The organism is Pyrofollis japonicus (genome assembly GCF_033097485.1).
Taxonomy (GTDB): Archaea; Thermoproteota; Thermoprotei_A; order Sulfolobales; family Pyrodictiaceae; genus Pyrofollis; species Pyrofollis japonicus.
Genome location: NZ_AP028634.1, coordinates 1,553,187 through 1,572,571 on the forward strand (window position 1 = coordinate 1,553,187; position 19,385 = coordinate 1,572,571).

Here is a 19,385-nt window from a genome sequence, read left to right on the forward strand (position 1 = left end):
CCTCTTACACCATAGTGGTATTGGTATGTGTGGAGGATTAGAGTTTGGTGCCGGGCACGGTCGCATCCGGCCCGGCACACGTCATCGGTGTAAAAGCCTCTGCGGGCAAGGGGGCGCGAGGGGGCACGCTCATCCCAATAATGATGCTCGTCGGGGTGTGCCCCGCCTGACCGACCCGCTTCATAGCCCCGTAGCCGGGTCTCAGCGGGTGTGAGACCGGCGGGGCCCGGTTAAGGGTAAGATAATAAAACGGTAGGCTATTAGGGTTCTCTAGTATCTCTCTTGCCTTGGGAGACCGGGGCTACTCTAGTATTAAATGACTATTTGTTCCACGTTATTGCGGGGTGGCTCGTGCAGCGTGCGCGTTATGGGTCTCGACATTGAGCCAGGGTGCCGCTCCAGTTCAAGGTGCTTTTCTCTAGTCCTCCTTGAAGATGATAGGCTTGTTGCAAAATACGAATCCATTCCATTGCATCGAGTGATAAGGATTGTGTGGGAACACCGTCCTAGCGTTATAGCACTTGACAATCTATATGAGCTTGCATCTGACGAGCATGAACTCATACGCGTAGTCTCCATGCTTCCGCCGAACACGGAGATAGTACAAGTTACAAGGCTTCCCACCGGCGAATACGTTGACATACGCTCATTAGCGAAGCTAGCCGGGATAGATGTTGGTAGCGGTAAGCTTTCTCCCTCAAGAACGGCATATGTTGCTGCACTTCTGGTTCTAAAGGGATATGGCTCAAAGGTCCGGTTCGTCGAAGAGAAGACTCGCATAATTGTATCAAAGTCTCGTCGATTAAAGCATGGTGGCTCGAGTAATCCAAGATTTCAGCGCAAGGTTCGCTCCGCCATACTAAGAGCGGTGAAGCTGATCAAGCACAAGCTCGATAGAAACAGGTTCGACTATGACCTAGTTTTTCGTAAGAGTAGTGGTGGTCTCGAAAGCGCTACATTCATAGTGTATGCACCTAGGGATAGACTCTATGGGATCATTAAGCCCTACGAGGACAGTGATATAAGGATTGAAATCAAGCCAGTGTATAGTAGCCAGGTAGTCTTTGAGACTAAGCAGGACGAGACACTCCAGGGCTCCTTGCCATACATAATAGTTGGCGTTGACCCCGGCATATCAACGGGTCTTGCAGCACTAGACATTAATGGTAATTTCGTAGCAGCTCTTAGCAGGAGAGGACTTGATAGAGGAGATGTTATTGCTTGGATACAGAGTCATGGAGTCCCTGTACTAGTCGCAACTGATGTGAGACCTGCACCCGACTTCGTGAAAAAACTCGCCGCCAGCCTAGGTGTACCGCTCTATGAGCCCCCTGTCTCACTGAGCGTGGAGGAAAAACGTGAAATTGTTGAAGCTTTTGCAAAGAAATACCCAGAAGTGAATACGCTTCTTGATACCCATGTCCGCGATGCATTAGCAGCAGCGCTTAGAGCATTCAACAGCTACAAGTCAAAGCTTCAGCAAGTCGAGTCCTATGTCTCGAAGATAGGTATAGAAATGGACCTTAACCATATCAAAGCCGAGGTCATAAAGGGTGTAACAATTGCTGAAGCAGTAGAAAATGCTATTAATAGGGTTTTAAAGGGTATTGAGCCCCAAGCATACCTTGTAAAAAGAGTTCGAAAGCAAAGCGAGCATTACGAGGATAAGCAAGGCACTAACATAGTTAAGCTCAAGCACGAGATTGAAATTCTCCGTGCACAGAACAAGTTGTTGGAGCAAAAAATCAAGGAGCTTAATGAACGCCTTGAATTAATAGAAAAAGACTATCGTGTTACGCTCTTAGAGTATCGTAGCGATATTGAAAAAGATCGCGAGATAGCTCGGCTGACTAACGCCCTAGCACAACTAAGAAATGAGCTCGAGAAAGTTAGAAAAGAAAAAGAAGAAATGAGAATAATGTTAGAAAAGATGAAGAACATAGTAATGGGTGTTGCTTCGGGAGCCCTTATACCAGGCCTATACCTTGGCGATATCGGCAATGATTCGATAGATGCTGTTAGAGAGATCGTGAGCAACTATGGTAAGACAATTATTATCCTAGATAGAATAAATCCAGTAAACTGGGCACATTACGGCAGCGACTTAAAGGATGCAGTTCTAGCTGTGCTAGCACCGTCTTCAGAACTTGACAAGCGAAGCGCTATCGAGCAATACGATATCCCGGTTCTCCCAATCGAACAATACAGGGTTGAAGTAATTGATAGTCTTGCATTTGTTGACGAGCTAGTTATTAGTGATGCCTATGCACGGCTACAAGAGATAATACTCGAGAAGAAAAATAGGAATAAGCGTAAGGAACTCAGCCTAGATGACTTGAAGAAGCTATTTGCAGAATATAGGGAAAGAAGGGCTAAGCTATTCTCCAAAAATAGCTAAGCAATGGTTTTGTTCAGAAAGGAGGCTACAAAGTAATCACTAGTATACTGTTATCTTGCTCTCTACAAGCTCCTTCGTTATTTTCGCGAAGCTGTCCAGCTCCTCGGCAACAATTGCTTCAATCTCGCGTATCGCGTTGCTTGGCAGCAGCTCGCCAGGCTTCTCAGTCAGTACCTTCACGTTTGCAATAAGGGGCTCGTTTAGCGGCTTACCTATCTGGCTCAAGAGTTTGACATAGACTTCTCTTATTCCTTCAACGCTCTCGTATATCTTCTTTGCCGCCCTCATTGCCATGATATTGTATATTTTGCCTACATGGTTTACCGGGTTCTTTCCAGCAGCTGCCTCAAGGCTCATAGGCCTAAGCGGCGTTATGAGCCCGTAGGCACGGTTGCCTCTACCAGTCATACCATCGTCTCCGTGCTCGGCGCTCGTCCCAGTAACGGTCAGGTAGACTATTCCCTTGTCTGGTTTGTCGGCAGTGTTTACATAGACATTGACATCATAGTCAGGTGCTATTCTTGACGCGAGATCTAGGACAGCCTCCCTTATGGAGTCCTTTACTGAAAGATAGTGATCAACGTCCTTAACAAGGCTCGAGATTATCGCGGCTGCTATTGTTAGCTCAATTTTCTTTCCGCGACGAAGACCCATGACCTTTATGTCCTCGCCTACCTCGGGCGTCTTTTCCTTGAATTCACGGCTGTTTAGCAACCTCTCTGTTTCGTAGACTAGTTTCTCAAGCGTTGTCATTGGGGCGAAGCCTACACCAACACTCGTGTCGTTTGCCAAGGGGACATGCCTCTTGCCAAGCTCGAATATTCCTACGAGGTCTGCGCTACCATGACCTATCTTGTAGTCAACTATGACGTGTTTCTCGGGGTCAAGGAACCGGAAGCTCCTCTTTATCCAATCCTTAACCGCGTGCAGAACTAGAGGCCCTATCGGTATTTTCTCTCGAGTTCCGTCCTCAAGAATTACCTCTGTAGTTGCCCGTCCAGATACTATTATATAGATTGGCTGCAGTATGTCGCCTCCTCCAAACCTTGGCGCAGCCTGGCCGCCTACGACGAGTACTTTATCGAGGTTGTGGTGGAGTATGTAGCCATACTTGTCTAGATAATACCTTGATAGGACTCTGCTCGACTCCTCTGCGGCAGCATCAGCTATGGTGTCGGGGTGGCCCAGTCCTTTTCTCTCAACAAGCTCTACTTGTTGCTCTTCAATAGGCTGCCATTTTACGCTTTCGATGACAATGTTTTTGGCCACTTTTTGTTCACCGGTCTGTAGGGGGTGCATCTCAGAGGCTTTTAAGATATTAATGAGCCGTATAGCCGTGTTATTAGCTATTTAGTTGGCTCCATGTTATTGCCTTTAGTCTAGGAAATGATTATTGATACTAACACGTCATCGCTCTTGAAAATTGATGTTTCTAGAATCCTTTTCCGTAATACGTGTCTTGTTAACAGAATTACCTAGATGACTGTTTGACCGCGCTATGCGGTCGGCAGGCTTGGTGCCACTATCTCGTAGTCAACGCTGACATAGACTACGTGGCTTCCCCGTATCAATACGCGGCCATATTTCACCTTAGGCTCATTAGTTCCCGGCTTTAGTTCAACGCACTCGTCGAGTACTAGGTTCATCGTCGAATCTGTTGCGTGCAATTTGCCTACGTATTCGCTTCCGTCCTTAAGCTTAACGAATACAACTCTACCAATAGCGTCTCGTAGCATCTTCAAAGGACTTATCGTTTTTGCGCGTTGACGTTGGGACATTTTCACGCTACCCCCAAAAACCATGTATGCATTCTATGCCATTCAACCTACGCACTCGGCTGGGCTATAAATTTGTAGCACCTCTCAGCCCTTACATAGAAATGGAGGAAAAACCTACTATGAAGGACTTTACGCTAGGCATCCTCCAGTTCAGTGCGCGGGACGACGCCGTCGCCAGCCTTGAGAGAATAAAACAAATTTTGTCACAGTATAGCGTAAATGCAGATTTGATAATTCTGCCCGAGTACTCTAACGCGGATCCGACAGGGCTCAGCCGCGATACCGTACTTGAAAGAGCCGAGAAGCATGGCGGGTACTTCACCCGTGGCCTAGAAATGCTTGCCGAAGACTACGGTGTCTATATTCTGGCTGGGCTCCTTGAACGTGAAGGCGAGTGCGCCTACAGCTCAGTGCTCTACGTGACCCCTTCCAGCGAATCGAAGATAGTGTACCGTAAGAGAATACTATTCGACGCCCTCGGCGTCCGTGAATCAGACATACTATGCCCTGGAAAAACACAGCCACCGGTGCTAAACCTGCCCTTCGCTAGGATAGGGCTCCTGGTCTGCTTTGAGCTGCGCTTCCCCGAAATAGCCCGCCAGCTAGCACTCCAAGGCGCAGAGGTTGTAGTAGCTCCTACAGCATGGTTCCAGGGCCATCTAAAAGAAGAACAGTTAGTAGCAATAGCCAAGACCAGGGCCATGGAGAATACGGTCTACTTAGCGATAGCTTCCCAGTGGAGCAACAAGTTTACCGGTAGAAGCATAGTAGTTGACCCCTATGGTGCAACACGGCTAGATCTAGGCAGCGGAGAACGCTACGGCGAAGCATTCATAGAGTCAGCATATCTCAAAGAGGTGAGGACTCAGCTACCGCTACTCAAAATACTAAGAGAAAACTTAATGAAAAATTAATTTAACTGTAAAGTTATTACTTTGTTATTACTTTTTATTGCCAGACTAAGAGGCTTGGCCAGGCCAACCATATATATGTGACGCACTATCTTCTATATTTACGTCTATATACATGGAGTCTACATAGTATGCGGTATTCTTGCTCATCAATAGAAACTTTGTATTGCCGCGATAATAGCCTCCGACCATAGCTGTTGTATCGTCGTTAAGCGATACAATGGACTCGGCCATGTAGATATTCGAATTGATTCTGTCCAATGATATGCTGGGTCCAATGCTGAGCACCAGAAGCGGTAAGGCCTCTGAGACGCTTAGCCCTGCCGATAAAGCGTATGTGAGAAGGTCTGAGACAATTAGTGAGGCGGTCAGACTACCAGGTGCTTTTATCTCAGCGTTCTTGTTCTTATATACATAATGGTCATACATATCGTATGCCACTTTGGTACCATGCAGTGTTGACACGCTCCTAATAATATTATATGCTTTTGCAGCAGTAGTTGAGCCCATTGCTGGGTTTAAGTCAATTTCTTCCCACGGAACCAATTGATTATTAGTTATGCGTGGCCTTACAAGGGCTACATAAAAGTCGCCAATATCTTTGCACTTCAGGTTCTTTAACCATAGATATGATTTACACTTCTTTATATGATATTTTGCAAGTGCTGCATCGCCCTTAATCCCGAGCGCTAGTATAGCCTCCTTGGTATTGTCTAGATTAATATATTGGCCATTCTTATACGCATGGTTCTTTAGCTCAGTCACATGGTGGAACCATAGTCTTCCGCCAGATAATTGGAAAGAAGGGCCAGGTATTGAATACGAGTAGCCCGCGTCAGCTCCCGTTTTCTCTATTAGCGCATTCATATTGAAATCAAAGTTGATGATCCATTTGCTACTATAATCTATATTAAGAACCTCAGTAATGTGATGTAAGTGATTTAGACTATTATGTGCCGATACATGTGTGAGTATTATAGGTAGGCCCTTGTCTAATAATACTGCATAGGTATTCTCCCTTTTAAGTACATAACAGATGTAAAGAGTGTCGTCAAGCGGGTCCTGATAGCAAAGTTTTACCTCATTCGGCGGGAACTCGTCGTCTGAGCTAACACTTTTCTGTGCCTTGGCCCTATTCTTTAAAATCTCTTTTGGTTCGATATACTTTCCGAGCTCTTGCGACGATGCAAATAAGAGTTTTTTATTATCCAGTGCATTTGTGCCAAGATTTATTGAAACGCTATAACCCTTAGTTACCAAGTATATATCCAGCGGGACACTTCTTAGAACTAAGTGTAGACCATTCTTATCCTCTGCAAACCCCACGAGGAGCACGCCAGGCCGCGGAGAATTCTTTGATATGCCAAGAACCTTACCCCATTTATCAATGTAGTTACGAATAGGCTTAATGCTTAGGCTAACTGTTTCTCCATGCGTACGACTTGTTGTAAGCAGCTTTAGCGAGCCATTCGGCATCCATCCGTAGACTTGTATCACTGCCCTCTTAGCTCCTGGAATTTTCACTGAAATGGTCTGCCCTCCCCCTATCCAGGGTCTAGGAGGCTCATATGTTACTGATATACCTTGTACATCAAAGCTAACCGTGCTTAGCCTAGAATAAGCGTATGCAGCAGCAACACCTATGACTAGAAAAGATAAAACAATTATTATAACTGATCGCTTCAAGAGAGAGAACCACCGTTTTTCACCGTTGCGCTCTCCGTGCTGCGTATTGATTATAAAAATATATCGAGTGTGTGCATTATGTATAAAAAGTTTTTATGGGCCGACCTTCCGATATCAAAATTATTAAAGTTTTTTCTATTGACATATTTCGCCGGATAGCTGACGCTTGAAAATATCGTAGGCTTGAAATTATGCTATGTGTTAAACTTTTCAGAATTACTTAAACTTGACTTAGTATTTAGGTAGAGCCGGGAGAGGATTATGTGGTTAGTTAGCCAGATATGATTGAGAAGATTGGTGGGCCCGCGGGGATTTGAACCCCGGACCTCCGCCGTGTAAGGGCGGCGTCCTAACCAGGCTAGACGACGGGCCCGCTCAGCTTCTTCCAAGTTTGTTACAAGATAGGGATACAAGCTAAGGGGTAAATGCTTTACGGCGCCCCTTTTTTAAGCCCAAAGCATCCTTAATTCTCCTTAGCAATACCTAGTACTTGGCATGTGAGTAGAGGTATGGTGTTTTAGCCTTGTCGGGGCAAGAACTTGGTGTAGAGATTTTGCGCGAAATAGTATGCGATGGTAAGAAGATAGTCTTGGCTAAAGGCGATATAACAAGGGTTTCATGCGACGCCGTGGTGAATCCCGCAAACAGCCTCATGATAATGGGTGGCGGCGTTGCTGGCGCGTTAAGGCGTGCGGCAGGCGAAGAGGTTGAAGCCGAGGCTAGGCGGCGTGCCCCGGTACCAGTAGGAAGGGCTATATCGACTTCTGCGGGCAGGCTCCAGCCACGTATCCGCTACATAATCCATGCACCTACAATGGAGCGACCAGCTATGCGTACGACCGAGTCCAAGGTCAGAAAAGCTACGGAGGCTGCGCTCGAAGAGGCTAAGCGCCTTGGTGTGAGCTGTGTAGCCTTTCCCGCAATGGGTGCAGGTGTTGGCGGCCTCTCTGCCTCGGACAGTCTGAAAGCAATGCTGGAGGCCTTGGACGAGTTCTGGGGCAGGTCGGATACCCCTAGCCAGGTAGTATTCATAGCCTATAGTGATGCGGATGCAAAACAGTTCCTAAAAGTAATTGATCGCATAAAAATGAAAACATGCAAACAGACTGGTTCCTCGAGGAGCCCTGCCTAGTTTAGACTATTTCTTTTCCTCCTTAGGGGGCTCTAGTATAATTCGTATCTCCTTCACAGCTGTTTTTACAACTTTTCTTACTCCTCGCACACCGGGTCTATACTCTGATCGTACCAGCCCTATCTCTTCTAGTCTCCTAACCTGTGTCGACGCATTGGCCTTACTCTGCTTTATCATATCAGCTATCTCTCCTACATCGGCCTCCCTCCTCAGCAGCTCCATGAGTATCTTTATCCTTGTCGGGCTTGCAAGGGCACTGCATACACGGTATATGTATTCTTCTCCTGAAACTATAAGAACACCGTCCTTTTCAATTATTCCTTCCCTTGTTACTTCGGTTTTCTGCTTGGTCTCGTTCGTTTGTGCGAGCGACAAATTTGGTCTCCCACTTTCTAAATACATGAGAGTCTGCATTTTTGAATGCTACGCTTCTTACGTGAAAAAGGTGTATGCATAGTCGCCTATTTAACCACAATACTAGTTGCAACCTGGCCTTAATAGAAACAGAGAAATAAAACCTATTTAGTGCCAACGCTATAGCAGTTCCTCTGCCTCGCCCCTTATATAGCGAAGAGCCTTCTCTGCGTCGACTTGGACGCGATACTTCTTCCTAAAGAAGCGAGTTATGTACTCGACATCGCGGCGTAGTAGCTGCTCTGCAGCAGGGTGTTCCCTCTCAACATACTGTGGCCAATCAATTATGTATGGTAGTTCTTCCTCGTCAACTATAGCTACAAGAACATTATACTCGCTAAGGTCTCCATGAACGACGCCTACGTCTAGATAAGCCTTTCTCAGTGTTTCAAGAATCTTGTAGAGCATTGACTCCGGGTTCACGGGGTTCTCGTAAAGGTATAGCTCAACTCCTTCGATGTACTCGGTTACCACGACATGCCTACTATAACCAATCGGTTTTGGAACCAGTGCACCTACCTTGTAGAGCTCCTCAAGTACTCTGAACTCTCTCTGACCGGCAACCTTTGCTAGCTCGAACCAAGACGAGTAAGGCTTTGATGCAGCGTAGTGCCTAACTCTTACGACGCGTTGAAAACTCGTCCTACCAACCCTATGAAACTTGACAATAACCCTTTCGCCGGCAGGTGTGAGCCCCGAGTAAACATCGCTCTCCTTACCAACGCCTAGCTTATCCCCCAAAGCACTGAGAAGGCCTCTCTCGACAAGCGAGCGCAAAGCGAGCATGTCAAGGCCGAGATAAGTCAATCTGTATCCTACGTATTCTCCTATCCTTCGCCGGACTAGTTTCAGCGAGTTAAGTTTCTGTAAAACCATTGCCACGTGGGTTGACGGCATCCTAACCCTTCTCTCAATAACCTCAACTGGCACGTACTCGTATCTGCTCATTTCCCGCTCTATGACTGCCAATACCTTGAAATCTCTATCTACAAGCTTTTTATACGTAAGCGCTATTAACACCAAGGCACTATCTCCTTACCTAGACTATGCCGGTCTGCAACCGATCCCGCAGAAAGGTCTAACTTCTGCACCCAGCTTATTAAGAGAATTTCCTCTACTCGCACCTTCACACAAGAGAAGATATATAGGGAGGCCTTGACTAAAGAAAGGGTTTAGAAAAAAGTAAGCAGGCTATACAAGGGTGGGAGACATGAATGCTATGCAGAAGCTTCACTACGATGAACTAGGCAAGTGTCTTGAGAAACTAAAAGCACTCAGAAAATATGCCCCCAAGAATGTTGTTGACGATGTTGACGACATGTACTTGATAGAATGGGCTAGGTTTAAGCGGGCAATAGCGGAGAAAGCAGCAGAATGCATAAAGGAATTACTTGGAAACATTGTCAAGGAAATATATTACATAGAGCTATCAGACTCGTGGATAGGCAGAGACATAGACCTCTACATAGTCCTTGATGAAGAGAAAGCCACGAGCCTCGATGCCCGCGAAGTCGAAGAAACACTCGAAGAACTGTTAACGAAGCTAACTCTGCAGGCGGGAGTAGACATAAGGCCATATACAGATACTCCGTCCATTTTTGAAATACATACGAGCATAGGCGGAATATATGGATCTAAAGGGTTGCCACGAAGCGTGCGCCCCATAAAGCTATACCCCTAGCCTTATTGCTCGTATTTTATTATCCAGGGAAACAGTTGAAAAGCCCCCTTTGAGTTCCCAAACCTCGGAGAATTACTTATGAATCTCGACGACCTCGTTGGATGTGTTATCAATAATATGAAGAGGCATGATGGGGAGCTACGCAGGCTTCTGCGTAGCCTACTTTCATCTCCAAGTGAAGTGCCTTGGTCTCGTCTTGAGTGGCAAAGAGCTAAATACATCATTGCGAGAGGGATTGCCGAGTGTTTCTGTAAAAATAATTGCAGAGTCTACTTACTGGAAATGCACGGCGGGGAGCCAAGTGATGGGCTCGGAGACAAGGACATAGATATGGCGATTGACTGCCCCGGTGAGAAAATAAATATAGACTTTATCGAGAATATTCTCGAAAAGTATGTTACAAAGTATTTGTCAGGCCTCATAGGGGGAGAAGTAAGGAGGGAATTAAAAATACCGAATGTTGTTGAGCTGCATACGAGTGATGAGTTCCTAATTAAAAAACACCTTGAGGCTCGCGACAAGCGCTATGCTATAAAGATATGTTAGCTCCGCTTTCTCGCAACTATTATAGCGAAGGCCACGATCGCTATAACTATAATAGTTGCAACCACTATTGGTGCATTATTTGATCCTGTTGTAGTAGTTACCTCTTCCTTGGTCTGACGGGGGCTTACAGTACTCGTGGTTGTGGCTGGCTTTGTTTCTGAAGGCGTTGTGGCTGTGGTTTTTGGCTTTGTAGTCGTGGTCGTTGATGTTGTAGTCTTTGTAGTGGTGGTCTTCGGTGTTGTAGTTGATACTTGCTGGGCTGTTGTTGTCGTGGTTGTCGTAGTTTTTGTTGCCGGCGTTACTGTTGTAGTCTCTTGTGCACGGTACTTTATCTCGATAGTCTTCGTTGTCTCTTTTCCGGAGGCGTCTGCTACGGTTATTGTTAGCTTAGCCTCGTTGACTCCCTTTAGGGGCGGGACTACGATGCGTACATATCCGTACGAGTATGCTGGTGTTATTTTGAGCGTCTTTCCGTCATAGCTTAGCTCTGCAGTGATACTTTCAACGCCCCACGCGTCATCGGATACCTTAAACTCTAGTACAACTTGTCTACCTATTCTCGGAGTTTTCGGCCTCATCTTAACCAGCTTTATTGTTGGCGGCTGCTTGTCTTCTGCTATGAAGACAGTTGCCTGGTATTTTTCTCCAAGCTTCGGAGCAGTGTTGGTGTATGCGTATAGGACGCAGCCCAGTGGCGTACAACGTATATCGTAGTTGTCAAGGCCTTGTAGATATAGCTTGGCAGTCTTTCCTGCCCATTCCATCGGTATTGGTACTGCGACAACCGTTTTCTTCATCAATGCGGCTATGTTGGGATCAGTTATCTCCAGTATGGTAGTTACTGCTTTGCTTGTTTTCACTAGTGCGGTATCGACTTTCTCTAGGTTAAAGCTCGCATGCCTACTCCAAGGCTGGGCACTATCACCAAGTATTCTTACTTCACCATTAGCCGCTTTTACCTCTATTACGCGGAAGCCATGGTAGTCGCCGGGTCTTACGCTGCCACCCGTGGCAGTTGTCACTACGTAGTATATCTTGGTTCCATCGGGCTTTGTTACGTCCGCGTACGAGTCTAGATGCACGTGGCCTGAGAGCACGAGGGTTGCCTTGCTCTTTGCCTCGAATATCGCCTTTGTTAGGAGCTCAAAGGCTTCTTTGTTACCCTCAACCCAACTGCTGTATACGTAGAGGTAGTTGCTGTTAGGCTTCTTGGAGAGTAGTATGTTTACCAGGTCCTGCCATGTTGCTGCCTTGAAGCTATGAGGTATGTTGTCAAACACGTGCGTAAAGTGTGGATGGTGGAATAGGACTATCTTTATTGGCTCATTGCTCGTTGTCAGCACATTGTAGGCCCACGTGGCTTGTGCCTTGTCTATGTACCCATCGCCACCGCTATCGATTCCCACTACCCGGTAAAGCCCGTATATGCTGAGCGTAAAGTTAAACGGTCCTCTGAAGACAACGAAGTTACGAGAAGCACCAACATGGTCGTGGTTACCGGGTATGTTTATTAGCGGTTTATCAACAAGGTAGTCAGTCTCAATGCTCTCAGTATATTCTCCGACCTTAGCTGTGTCAGCCGTGTCCCCTGTATCAATTATTATGGTATTATTTCCGAGTCCAAGCGTCACTAGATCTGCTGCTAGATCATAGTTGGCAGCCTCTCTGCCATTAGAGTTTATCACGCCGAAGTGACGGTCAGTCACGTGTACTATTACTAGTTTTTCGAAATCAGATGGGCTTCCTATGTAAACTGCGTGAGGCTCACCGATAGCAATGTTGTCTTTGCTTACCACTATTAGGTCGTATAACCCCTTAGGGGCATTGCCTGGAACTTTTACCACATACAAGTTCTGGCTTTTTTGCTTGAACTCGCACTCTATAAAAGCTCCATAACCATTGTCTATAAAGACCTTTGCCGGCTCAACGCCTTCGGCGAGCTGTAAGTAGAAACTTCCCCCTGAAGTAATGAACACCGGGGTAGCAAGTCTAGGATACAGTATTTTTCCGTGTGCTAGCTCTGCTTTAAGCTCTGGCTTAGGTATAGTTATCTCAACTATCTTCCCTTTAGTGTTCTCCGCTATAGCAATGCCGGATAATAGCGGGGCAGCAATAAGGACCATTATTAGAATAGAGTATAGTGCCTTTGCACGCACCATCCTACACCAATTAGGGTGTTTCGCCGGAGGGGATTAAAATAAGACTAGAATATAGCGCGTAGATCTCCGCATTTGTGCGAGAGCAGCTTGCAATTAATCTACTAACAGGCAATAAGCATAAAAAGAGGGAAAAAGAATAGAGACTTAATAATTAAAATAATTAAATCGGGTAACAAAAACAAAATCTATGCGAAGTATGTTACATCCACAAAATCTTGTTACTTCTTTGACATTGCTAGCCCGGCTGCTATTAGTGCTATTATTGCGAGAACAAGCCCACCAATGCCATACCAGTACGCTGAGGAGGCTTTATTGTTCGCACTATTTGCTATGCTCTTCACATTCTCTATCTCCTTGACTTTCTCGGCTAAGGATTTCACCTGGTTATCAATATCGTTGACCTTCTTTACAAGGCTGTTTACATTATTATCAACACTCGTTACTTTCTGCTCAAGGCTGCTTACCTTCTGCTCAAGTGTTGCTACTTTGTTGTTTACAACATTCTCTACTTCCGACTTAATTGTGCCTACTTGTTGTGCTACAGCTTGTTCTGCTTGCTTTGCCGCCACCTCTTCTACCTGCTTTAGAGCTTTAAGCTCGCCAAGGTATCCTAGGGACCATAGTACGAGGTTCCTGAAGAATCTCGGGCCATCAAGCATTACGCCGTGATACTTGAATGTCAGCATTGACTGGTATCCGTAGTAGGGCGATTCGCCGCTAACTATGATCGTCTTAGTAGACTTCCCTACTTTTACGAGTTCAGCTGCAAGCATTACGAATACTCCTTGCTCGCCTACCTGGTGGGCACAGCCGAACTCGCCCGGCTCACCCGGGTTACGTGGCTGGTGCTCGACAATGTTGCCATTCTTCGTGGTGACAACGATCGGTACTATTGTGTCGGGAGTGCCGCTGGCTATTTTGCCCGTGGCAGGGTCAACTATCTTGTGGCAGTCGCCGTTCTCGTCAACCCACATTACCGCGCCGGGGCCATGCATTAGCACCTTTTCTGCGCCAAGTGCTATTAGGTCTGCATTGTACTTTGCAGGCGGCTTTACGAGGCCTACTACACGGTAGGAGCGTCCAGTGTTGCTTACCGGGTCCTCAACGCTCACGTAGTCGCTGCGGAGATGTACTGGTATACCGTTCTCTGCGAGATAGTCTAGGAGATCGTTACAGATGTGCTGGGCAAGTTCCTGGTTTCCACCCTGTGCTGGATAGTCGCTGTCTGTTGCGCACCATAGCATTGAGCCGTCGCCTTTTAGCCAGTCAAGTACTGCTTTCTTTTCGTCTTCGCTCAGAGGGGTGACTGGTTGGCCTATGATGAGGCCGTCAATAGATATCTCGCTCTTGGTTAATGCGGTTAGGCCTCCAGTAAGGATAGCGTAGGCCCTGGTCTTGATGCAATTGTCTAGCTGCTCTATCGACGCCTTATCTGGCACTATGATTACCCAGTAGGCGTCAGGCATGACAGACATCATTGCGCAGACGCCATTAACTTGTTGACCGTGGGCGAGGTCAATCGCGATTGTTGGTAACTCTGTTCTAGCGGCATGCACTGCTGGTGCAAATAGCGCGACAAGCAATAGGACGAGAGGAGCGGATAGAGTGAGTATCTTTGTTCTCATAGCTTCCAGCCCCCTTAATCCGCATAACAGAGTTAGCCGGGAAGCAATAAAAACGCTATGTGAATCGCGCAAGTAGCTCCACTATTATGTTGAAGTCATACCGGGGATACTTTTCACTACGCATACGTAATTGCTATCTCAGTGCGCCTACTCGCTTCAAGTTCCTTAAATTCCTTAATTCTGTATCGTGAAAGCTGGCTTAGCTAACGGGGCCGATGGGGGTAAGAACGTTATACCTCGAGTCATGCCTTACTCCCAGATATGGATAAGGTGAGTAAGATATGGCCTCGCGCAGTGTTATAGTTTGGACAACCATAGCGGTCATAGTAATAGCTATAATAGCTGGTGTATTGATTGCATCGCATCGCGGCGGTGCGCCACAAACAACAACAGCAACAACGTCCACGCCTACGCCCACCCCAACCCAACCAGCAACAACTACGAGCCCTGCCGCACCACCAGCTACTACGACTTCAAGCCCAACAACAACGCCTAAAACTACCACAACAACTACGCCACAAACAACTACCACAACAAAGCAGGCGTGCAAAACCTGGATAACGCTAAAGGTGCTGACGCGTCACCCTGCCGACATACAGAAGAAAGCCAGGGATATGTTCCTAAAATCTGATCTCGCTAAGAAGTATTGCATAAAGGATGTACGCTTCCTTGCGCTGCCTGCCGGCTTCTGGCCTGAGGCGATAAAGAGGCAGAGCATTGACGTTGCCTGGAGCGGTGGACCAACGCTCTTCGACACGCTGTTCATGGATGGTCTTCTTAGGCCACTTCAGACAAAGCTGGCCCTTGACGCTGCTGCACAAGTACCAGACACGATAGGAGGAACAATGCCTCTCAAGAGGATAAAGGATGGCAAGATATACTGGGTCTCTGCAGCTATAGCCAGCTTCGGCTTCACGGTCAACAAGGATGTGGCTAAGAAGCTTGGCTTCGATCTCTCGAAGCTAAAGACGTGGCGTGACCTAGCGAGTGACGACCTAGGCCTAATACTCGTCAAGACAGGTCAGCCAGCGCTAGCGATAGCGAACCCGTTGCAGAGCACTAGCAACACTAGGATGTATGAAATAATACTGCAGGCCTATGGCTGGGAGGAGGGATGGAAAGTACTGACACTGATGGCTGCTAATGCCAAGGTTGAACCGGGCAGTGCAATTGTCCGCGACGACGTGATAAACGGCATAGTGATGGTTGGTATAACTATAGACTTCTACGGCTATACTGCTCATCTGCTCAACCCGGCCTGCTACTATGTTATGCCGCAGGGCGAAACAATTGTGAACGGCGACCCAATAGCAGTAACCATCTCAACAAAGCACCCGGAGGCTGCAGAGGCTTTCGTTGCATGGGTACTAACCCAGGGACAAGTCATATGGCTTGACCCAAGCATTAACAGGCTGCCTGCAAACCCGAAGGTCTTCGAGACACCCGAGGGCAAGAAGCGGCCCGACCTAAAACAAGCTTATGAGCAAGCACTTCACGCTAAGGCGATGAACTTCAACGACACTCTCGCCCTTATGACCGAGTACCCGATGCAGCTATACTTTGTGGCAACACTGGTAGATATGCACGACCTCCTGCAGCAGGCTTGGGTTGAACTCCTAAAGGCGTACTATATCGATCACAGCATTGATAAGGCTACATTCGAGAAGCTAAAGGCAAAGCTTACCGACCTCGTAGAGTTCAAGGATCCTGTAACCGGGAAGATGACGAAGTTCACGCTACAAGAGGCTATAAGGATAAACGAAGAACTTAAAAAGAATATGAACCTTAAGGAAGCATACATGAATGCCTGGAGAGAAGCAGCGCGCCAGAAATACCTGGAGGTTCTGAAGGCGCTTGGAAAGGGCTAGCGCTTATCAACGTCGCTCTCTTATACAAAGGCTCTATCCACGCGCTAAAACAGACCTAGAGATATTTTTACTCCTCTATATTCCTCTTTTGGTAATAACTCTTGCATTCATAGTGCCGCTTCTTACTATTATACCGGAGGCCGGCAAGGCTGATTACAAAGGCATACTTAGCAACGTCTACTACTTGGAGTTCGATAAATACAGTGTAAACAGGTTTATAACTGTAAATAGGCTTCCAGGGGAACTCCGAATAACCATAAATGGCTTCGATTTTGGTGTAATAGGGAACTCAATAATAAACGCAGCAATCGTCACAATAATTGCTGCAGTGCTCGGCTCAACGCTAGCGCTACTAATAGGTATATATCGGTTCAGAGGGCGCCGCGTCTTTGCTGCACTAGCATATATACCGCTCCTCATAGCGCCCTTCGTTAATGCCTATATAGTGAAGGTAGTCTTCGCGCCGAGCCTTAGCCCTCAAGGAAACACTCTATCATTTATAATAAACAGCTTATTCGAGCCCCTTATAGGCAAAAAGCTAATTATTGCTTTCGATAAACAAGCTGGCATAGCTCTGGCACAGATACTCATGTTCTACCCAATAGTCTATATAAATACATTGGCCGCCCTAGGAGCAGTTGATGCAACACTTATTGAGCAGGCACTAAACCTTGGTGCGCGCGGTCTTCGATTAGTCAGACGCATCGTCTTCCCTCTAATAGTTCCAGGAATCCTTGCCGGCTCGACTCTAGTGTTTATCCTAAGCCTGGAAGACGTTGGTGCACCCCTAGTGTTTAACTATGAGAAAATGATATCTTATCAAGTATATCAGTTCTTCCAGTCAGCAGGTGTCGGTGATAAGGCAACTATAGCGGCCCTGAGCCTAATCCTGCTTACAGCAGCTGCTATTCCACTAGTGTTTATCCGGAGATATCTGAGCCTAAGGTATTATGCGCGTCTCGCAAGAGGCGCTCCTCGGCCATTCCAAGGGATACGGTTAGGGCGCCTTGGATACCTCGTTGCGTATCTTGTCTTTCTTCCAATCATTATAGCTGCCGCGACACCGCAAATAGGTGTAATTCTGCTATCTCTCAGTAAGCGATGGACTGGCCCGCTGCCAGACATCTTGCCTATTGGCAAGCTTTTTACAAACTATCAAGCAATTATCACGGATCCGGGATTGCAGCGAGCCATAACGAATAGTTTATCCTACCTCGGCGAGGCAATAGTGTTTGTGGCGCTACTGGGCTTTGCCACTGGCTACGCTATTGCACGAGCCCGTTTACCGGGTGCAGGCCTGCTGGACATACTAGCCTCGCTTCCCCTCGCGGTGCCGGGTCTTGTTGTGGCATTCAGCTACTTCGTCTTCTTCTCAACATATAGTCTTGGAGGCTTCTTTGATCCCTTGATTAATCCCGGTCACGTGCTCGTCTTAGCCTATATAATTCGTAAAATGCCGTTTACTGTGAGATCAGTGTTCACAGCGGTTATTCAGACCCCTGAGGAATTAGAGGAAGCTGCTAGGAGTCTCGGCGCTAGACGAGCGAAGGTCATTCAGCGGATAGTATTACCATTGGTGTGGCACGGTATAATTGCGGGTCTCTTGTTGAGTAGCATCTATATCCTAAGCGAGGTCAGTGTCAGTGTAACTATTGGTGCCTTAAAAGGAGGTCCAATAGCTAATCCGAGCACACATGCAGCGCCAATAACCTATGCCATAGCAGAGATATTTACGCTGCCAAGCGTTACTGGCGGTACGCAGCCACAGGCAAGGGCAGCGGCAATGGCCTCTCTCCTCATGATTACAGAGATAGCGGTGATTGCTATAGCCTCGCGCTTAACCAGGAGGGGACAAGCCCTCATAACTCTCTAAGGGTGATGCACGAAATGGGGTTCATAGATGTAGAGAACGTTGTTAAAACGTTTGGAAAAACCGTTGCTCTCCGAGGCGTAAGCCTATCCATAGAAAAAGGTGAGCTATTCGCGATACTCGGGCCAAGCGGGTGCGGAAAAACCACGCTTCTAAGGATTATCGCGGGGTTCGAGGTACCGGATTCTGGTCGTGTACTTCTTGAAGGCCGTGACGTGACTAATCTTCCTCCAGATAAGCGCGGTACAGTGATGGTGTTCCAAAATTGGGCCTTGTGGCCCCACATGACAGTTTATGAGAACATTGCTTTCGGGTTAAGGCTTCGTAAGCTCTCCAAAGAAGAGATAGATCGCAGAGTAAAGTGGGCACTAGAGCTCCTAGGCCTAAAAGGCATGGAGAATCGTTACCCTGGACAGCTTAGCGGCGGTCAGCAGCAAAGAGTGGCGCTGGCAAGGGCGCTCGTAGTAGAGCCGAGAGTCCTCTTACTCGACGAGCCATTAAGCAACCTTGACGCCAAGCTGCGTCTCCGACTCCGAGGAGAGCTTAGGAAGCTGCAAAGAGAACTCGGCATAACAATGGTCTATGTTACGCATGACCAGGAGGAGGCAATGAGCCTTGCGGACCGCATAGCTGTCATGCGTAATGGTATTGTGGAGGAGATAGGGACACCCGAACAGCTATACAGTAACCCCTCAAGACTGTTCACGGCAGTATTCCTTGGAAGAACAACGCTTGTACTCGGAAAGGTTGCCGAAATTGCAGACAACATTGCAAAGGTTGTTATAGGTAATGCCGAGATTAACGCCATAAACCATGGGCTCGGGAAAGGCGACAGCGCTGCAGTGGTGATCAAGGCTGAGGGTGCAACTACTAGAAAGCCGAGCAATATACAGGACTACGTGGTTATAAAGGGAACAGTGTCTGTTTCAATGTACATAGGCTCGTTCATAGAGATCCGCGTCTCAATTCCAGGGCTGAAGCACGATATATTGCTCGACCTGCCGAGTGACGAGAAACAGCCCGAGACCGGCTCAACGATCGAGGTCTATGTACCCTTAAGAAACATACATGCGTACCCAGCGGAGGAAGAAATTGTTAAAGAAGCAACAGAGCAGGCCTAGGCTTGAAATAGCTTAATTATTTTCTGCCTCAGCGGCTCTAGAGCTTTTATCCTCTTATCCACTAGCTCCTTTGAATAACGCTCAAGCTCTCCCGCAACGAGGTTCTTATACTCCTCGTCGAGTTCGCGAATATACTTGTTAATTAGCTCATCTAGCTTCTCAAGCCCCATAACTCGTTCACCAAATAAGCGCCCCC

Annotated in this window: 16 protein-coding genes and 1 tRNA gene; 8 read left to right on the forward strand and 9 right to left on the reverse strand. The window is 47.1% G+C overall.

Going from position 1 to position 19,385, the window contains the following annotated elements; translation table 11 throughout:
• The first annotated feature begins 367 nt into the window (after positions 1–367).
• Positions 368–2,398 (forward strand): DUF460 domain-containing protein, encoded by a 2,031-nt coding sequence (locus SBG41_RS08175; protein WP_317896515.1) that lies wholly within the window; start codon positions 368–370, stop codon positions 2,396–2,398.
• Positions 2,399–2,437: 39 nt separating this feature from the next.
• Here SBG41_RS08175 and SBG41_RS08180 read toward each other — a convergent pair whose 3' ends face one another.
• The gene (locus tag SBG41_RS08180) at positions 2,438–3,697 is read right to left on the reverse strand and encodes a methionine adenosyltransferase (RefSeq protein WP_397470755.1); all 1,260 of its coding nucleotides are present in this window, start codon (positions 3,695–3,697) and stop codon (positions 2,438–2,440) included.
• 197 nt (positions 3,698–3,894) lie between these two features.
• Positions 3,895–4,176: a U6 snRNA-associated Sm-like protein LSm6 gene (locus SBG41_RS08185; protein ID WP_317895055.1), complete on the reverse strand. Its 282-nt coding sequence runs from the start codon at positions 4,174–4,176 to the stop codon at positions 3,895–3,897.
• Positions 4,177–4,295: 119 nt separating this feature from the next.
• Here SBG41_RS08185 and SBG41_RS08190 point away from each other — a divergent pair, with 119 nt between their 5' ends.
• Positions 4,296–5,090: a nitrilase-related carbon-nitrogen hydrolase gene (locus SBG41_RS08190; protein ID WP_317895056.1), complete on the forward strand. Its 795-nt coding sequence runs from the start codon at positions 4,296–4,298 to the stop codon at positions 5,088–5,090.
• A 45-nt stretch (positions 5,091–5,135) separates the two neighbouring features.
• On the opposite strand, the gene SBG41_RS08195 is transcribed toward SBG41_RS08190, so the two are convergent.
• Positions 5,136–6,773: a hypothetical protein gene (locus tag SBG41_RS08195; protein WP_317895057.1), complete on the reverse strand. Its 1,638-nt coding sequence runs from the start codon at positions 6,771–6,773 to the stop codon at positions 5,136–5,138.
• Positions 6,774–7,068: 295 nt separating this feature from the next.
• Positions 7,069–7,146: transfer RNA gene (locus SBG41_RS08200), tRNA-Val, on the reverse strand.
• 150 nt (positions 7,147–7,296) lie between these two features.
• Between SBG41_RS08200 and SBG41_RS08205 the strand changes: the two genes are divergently transcribed.
• On the forward strand, positions 7,297–7,905 hold the full coding sequence (locus SBG41_RS08205; protein WP_317895058.1) for a macro domain-containing protein: 609 nt from the start codon (positions 7,297–7,299) through the stop codon (positions 7,903–7,905).
• A gap of 6 nt (positions 7,906–7,911) precedes the next feature.
• Here the strand turns inward: SBG41_RS08205 and SBG41_RS08210 are convergent, their stop codons facing one another.
• The gene (locus SBG41_RS08210; protein WP_317895059.1) at positions 7,912–8,280 is read right to left on the reverse strand and encodes an ArsR/SmtB family transcription factor; all 369 of its coding nucleotides are present in this window, start codon (positions 8,278–8,280) and stop codon (positions 7,912–7,914) included.
• Positions 8,281–8,439: 159 nt separating this feature from the next.
• Positions 8,440–9,342: an RIO1 family regulatory kinase/ATPase domain-containing protein gene (locus SBG41_RS08215; protein WP_317895060.1), complete on the reverse strand. Its 903-nt coding sequence runs from the start codon at positions 9,340–9,342 to the stop codon at positions 8,440–8,442.
• Between the two features lie 187 nt (positions 9,343–9,529).
• Between SBG41_RS08215 and SBG41_RS08220 the strand changes: the two genes are divergently transcribed.
• Together SBG41_RS08220 and SBG41_RS08225 are read left to right on the forward strand one after the other, a co-directional pair.
• Positions 9,530–10,000, forward strand: a complete 471-nt coding sequence (locus SBG41_RS08220) for a hypothetical protein (protein ID WP_317895061.1) — start codon at positions 9,530–9,532, stop codon at positions 9,998–10,000.
• Between the two features lie 78 nt (positions 10,001–10,078).
• Positions 10,079–10,546 carry a hypothetical protein gene (locus tag SBG41_RS08225; RefSeq protein ID WP_317895062.1) on the forward strand — a complete coding sequence of 156 codons (468 nt, stop codon included), beginning with the start codon at positions 10,079–10,081 and terminating at the stop codon, positions 10,544–10,546.
• Here SBG41_RS08225 and SBG41_RS08230 read toward each other — a convergent pair.
• Positions 10,543–12,702 carry a metallophosphoesterase family protein gene (locus tag SBG41_RS08230; protein ID WP_317895063.1) on the reverse strand — a complete coding sequence of 720 codons (2,160 nt, stop codon included), beginning with the start codon at positions 12,700–12,702 and terminating at the stop codon, positions 10,543–10,545. The two genes, SBG41_RS08225 and SBG41_RS08230, sit on opposite strands and share 4 nt — an antisense overlap.
• A gap of 221 nt (positions 12,703–12,923) precedes the next feature.
• A complete protein-coding gene (locus tag SBG41_RS08235) occupies positions 12,924–14,330 on the reverse strand; it encodes a tropomyosin (RefSeq protein ID WP_317895064.1) in 1,407 nt (468 codons plus the stop codon).
• A gap of 281 nt (positions 14,331–14,611) precedes the next feature.
• Between SBG41_RS08235 and SBG41_RS08240 the strand changes: the two genes are divergently transcribed.
• Genes SBG41_RS08240 through SBG41_RS08250 form a run of 3 tightly spaced genes read left to right on the forward strand, consistent with a single transcriptional unit; the run spans position 14,612 to position 19,189 of the window.
• Positions 14,612–16,198 (forward strand): ABC transporter substrate-binding protein, encoded by a 1,587-nt coding sequence (locus tag SBG41_RS08240; RefSeq protein ID WP_317895065.1) that lies wholly within the window; start codon positions 14,612–14,614, stop codon positions 16,196–16,198.
• Complete coding sequence (locus SBG41_RS08245; RefSeq protein WP_317895066.1) at positions 16,185–18,071, forward strand: ABC transporter permease; 1,887 nt, start codon at positions 16,185–16,187, stop codon at positions 18,069–18,071. Before SBG41_RS08240 ends, SBG41_RS08245 begins: the two co-directional genes overlap by 14 nt.
• Before the next feature lie 14 nt (positions 18,072–18,085).
• Positions 18,086–19,189 (forward strand): ABC transporter ATP-binding protein, encoded by a 1,104-nt coding sequence (locus SBG41_RS08250; protein WP_317895067.1) that lies wholly within the window; start codon positions 18,086–18,088, stop codon positions 19,187–19,189.
• On the opposite strand, the gene SBG41_RS08255 is transcribed toward SBG41_RS08250, so the two are convergent.
• On the reverse strand, positions 19,186–19,359 hold the full coding sequence (locus tag SBG41_RS08255; protein ID WP_317895068.1) for a hypothetical protein: 174 nt from the start codon (positions 19,357–19,359) through the stop codon (positions 19,186–19,188). The genes SBG41_RS08250 and SBG41_RS08255 overlap by 4 nt on opposite strands.
• Positions 19,360–19,385: the final 26 nt, after the last annotated feature.

Excerpts from the sequence above, each read along its gene's own strand:
- SBG41_RS08175 (WP_317896515.1), top strand. The coding sequence starts at position 368 with ATGGGTCTCGACATTGAGCCAGGGTGCCGCTCCAGTTCAAGGTGCTTT.
- SBG41_RS08255 (WP_317895068.1), bottom strand. The coding sequence starts at position 19,359 with ATGGGGCTTGAGAAGCTAGATGAGCTAATTAACAAGTATATTCGCGAA.
- SBG41_RS08185 (WP_317895055.1), bottom strand. The coding sequence starts at position 4,176 with ATGTCCCAACGTCAACGCGCAAAAACGATAAGTCCTTTGAAGATGCTA.
- SBG41_RS08235 (WP_317895064.1), bottom strand. The coding sequence starts at position 14,330 with ATGAGAACAAAGATACTCACTCTATCCGCTCCTCTCGTCCTATTGCTT.
- SBG41_RS08240 (WP_317895065.1), top strand. The coding sequence starts at position 14,612 with ATGGCCTCGCGCAGTGTTATAGTTTGGACAACCATAGCGGTCATAGTA.
- SBG41_RS08190 (WP_317895056.1), top strand. The coding sequence starts at position 4,296 with ATGAAGGACTTTACGCTAGGCATCCTCCAGTTCAGTGCGCGGGACGAC.
- SBG41_RS08220 (WP_317895061.1), top strand. The coding sequence starts at position 9,530 with ATGAATGCTATGCAGAAGCTTCACTACGATGAACTAGGCAAGTGTCTT.
- SBG41_RS08180 (WP_397470755.1), bottom strand. The coding sequence starts at position 3,697 with ATGCACCCCCTACAGACCGGTGAACAAAAAGTGGCCAAAAACATTGTC.
- SBG41_RS08250 (WP_317895067.1), top strand. The coding sequence starts at position 18,086 with ATGGGGTTCATAGATGTAGAGAACGTTGTTAAAACGTTTGGAAAAACC.
- SBG41_RS08225 (WP_317895062.1), top strand. The coding sequence starts at position 10,079 with ATGAATCTCGACGACCTCGTTGGATGTGTTATCAATAATATGAAGAGG.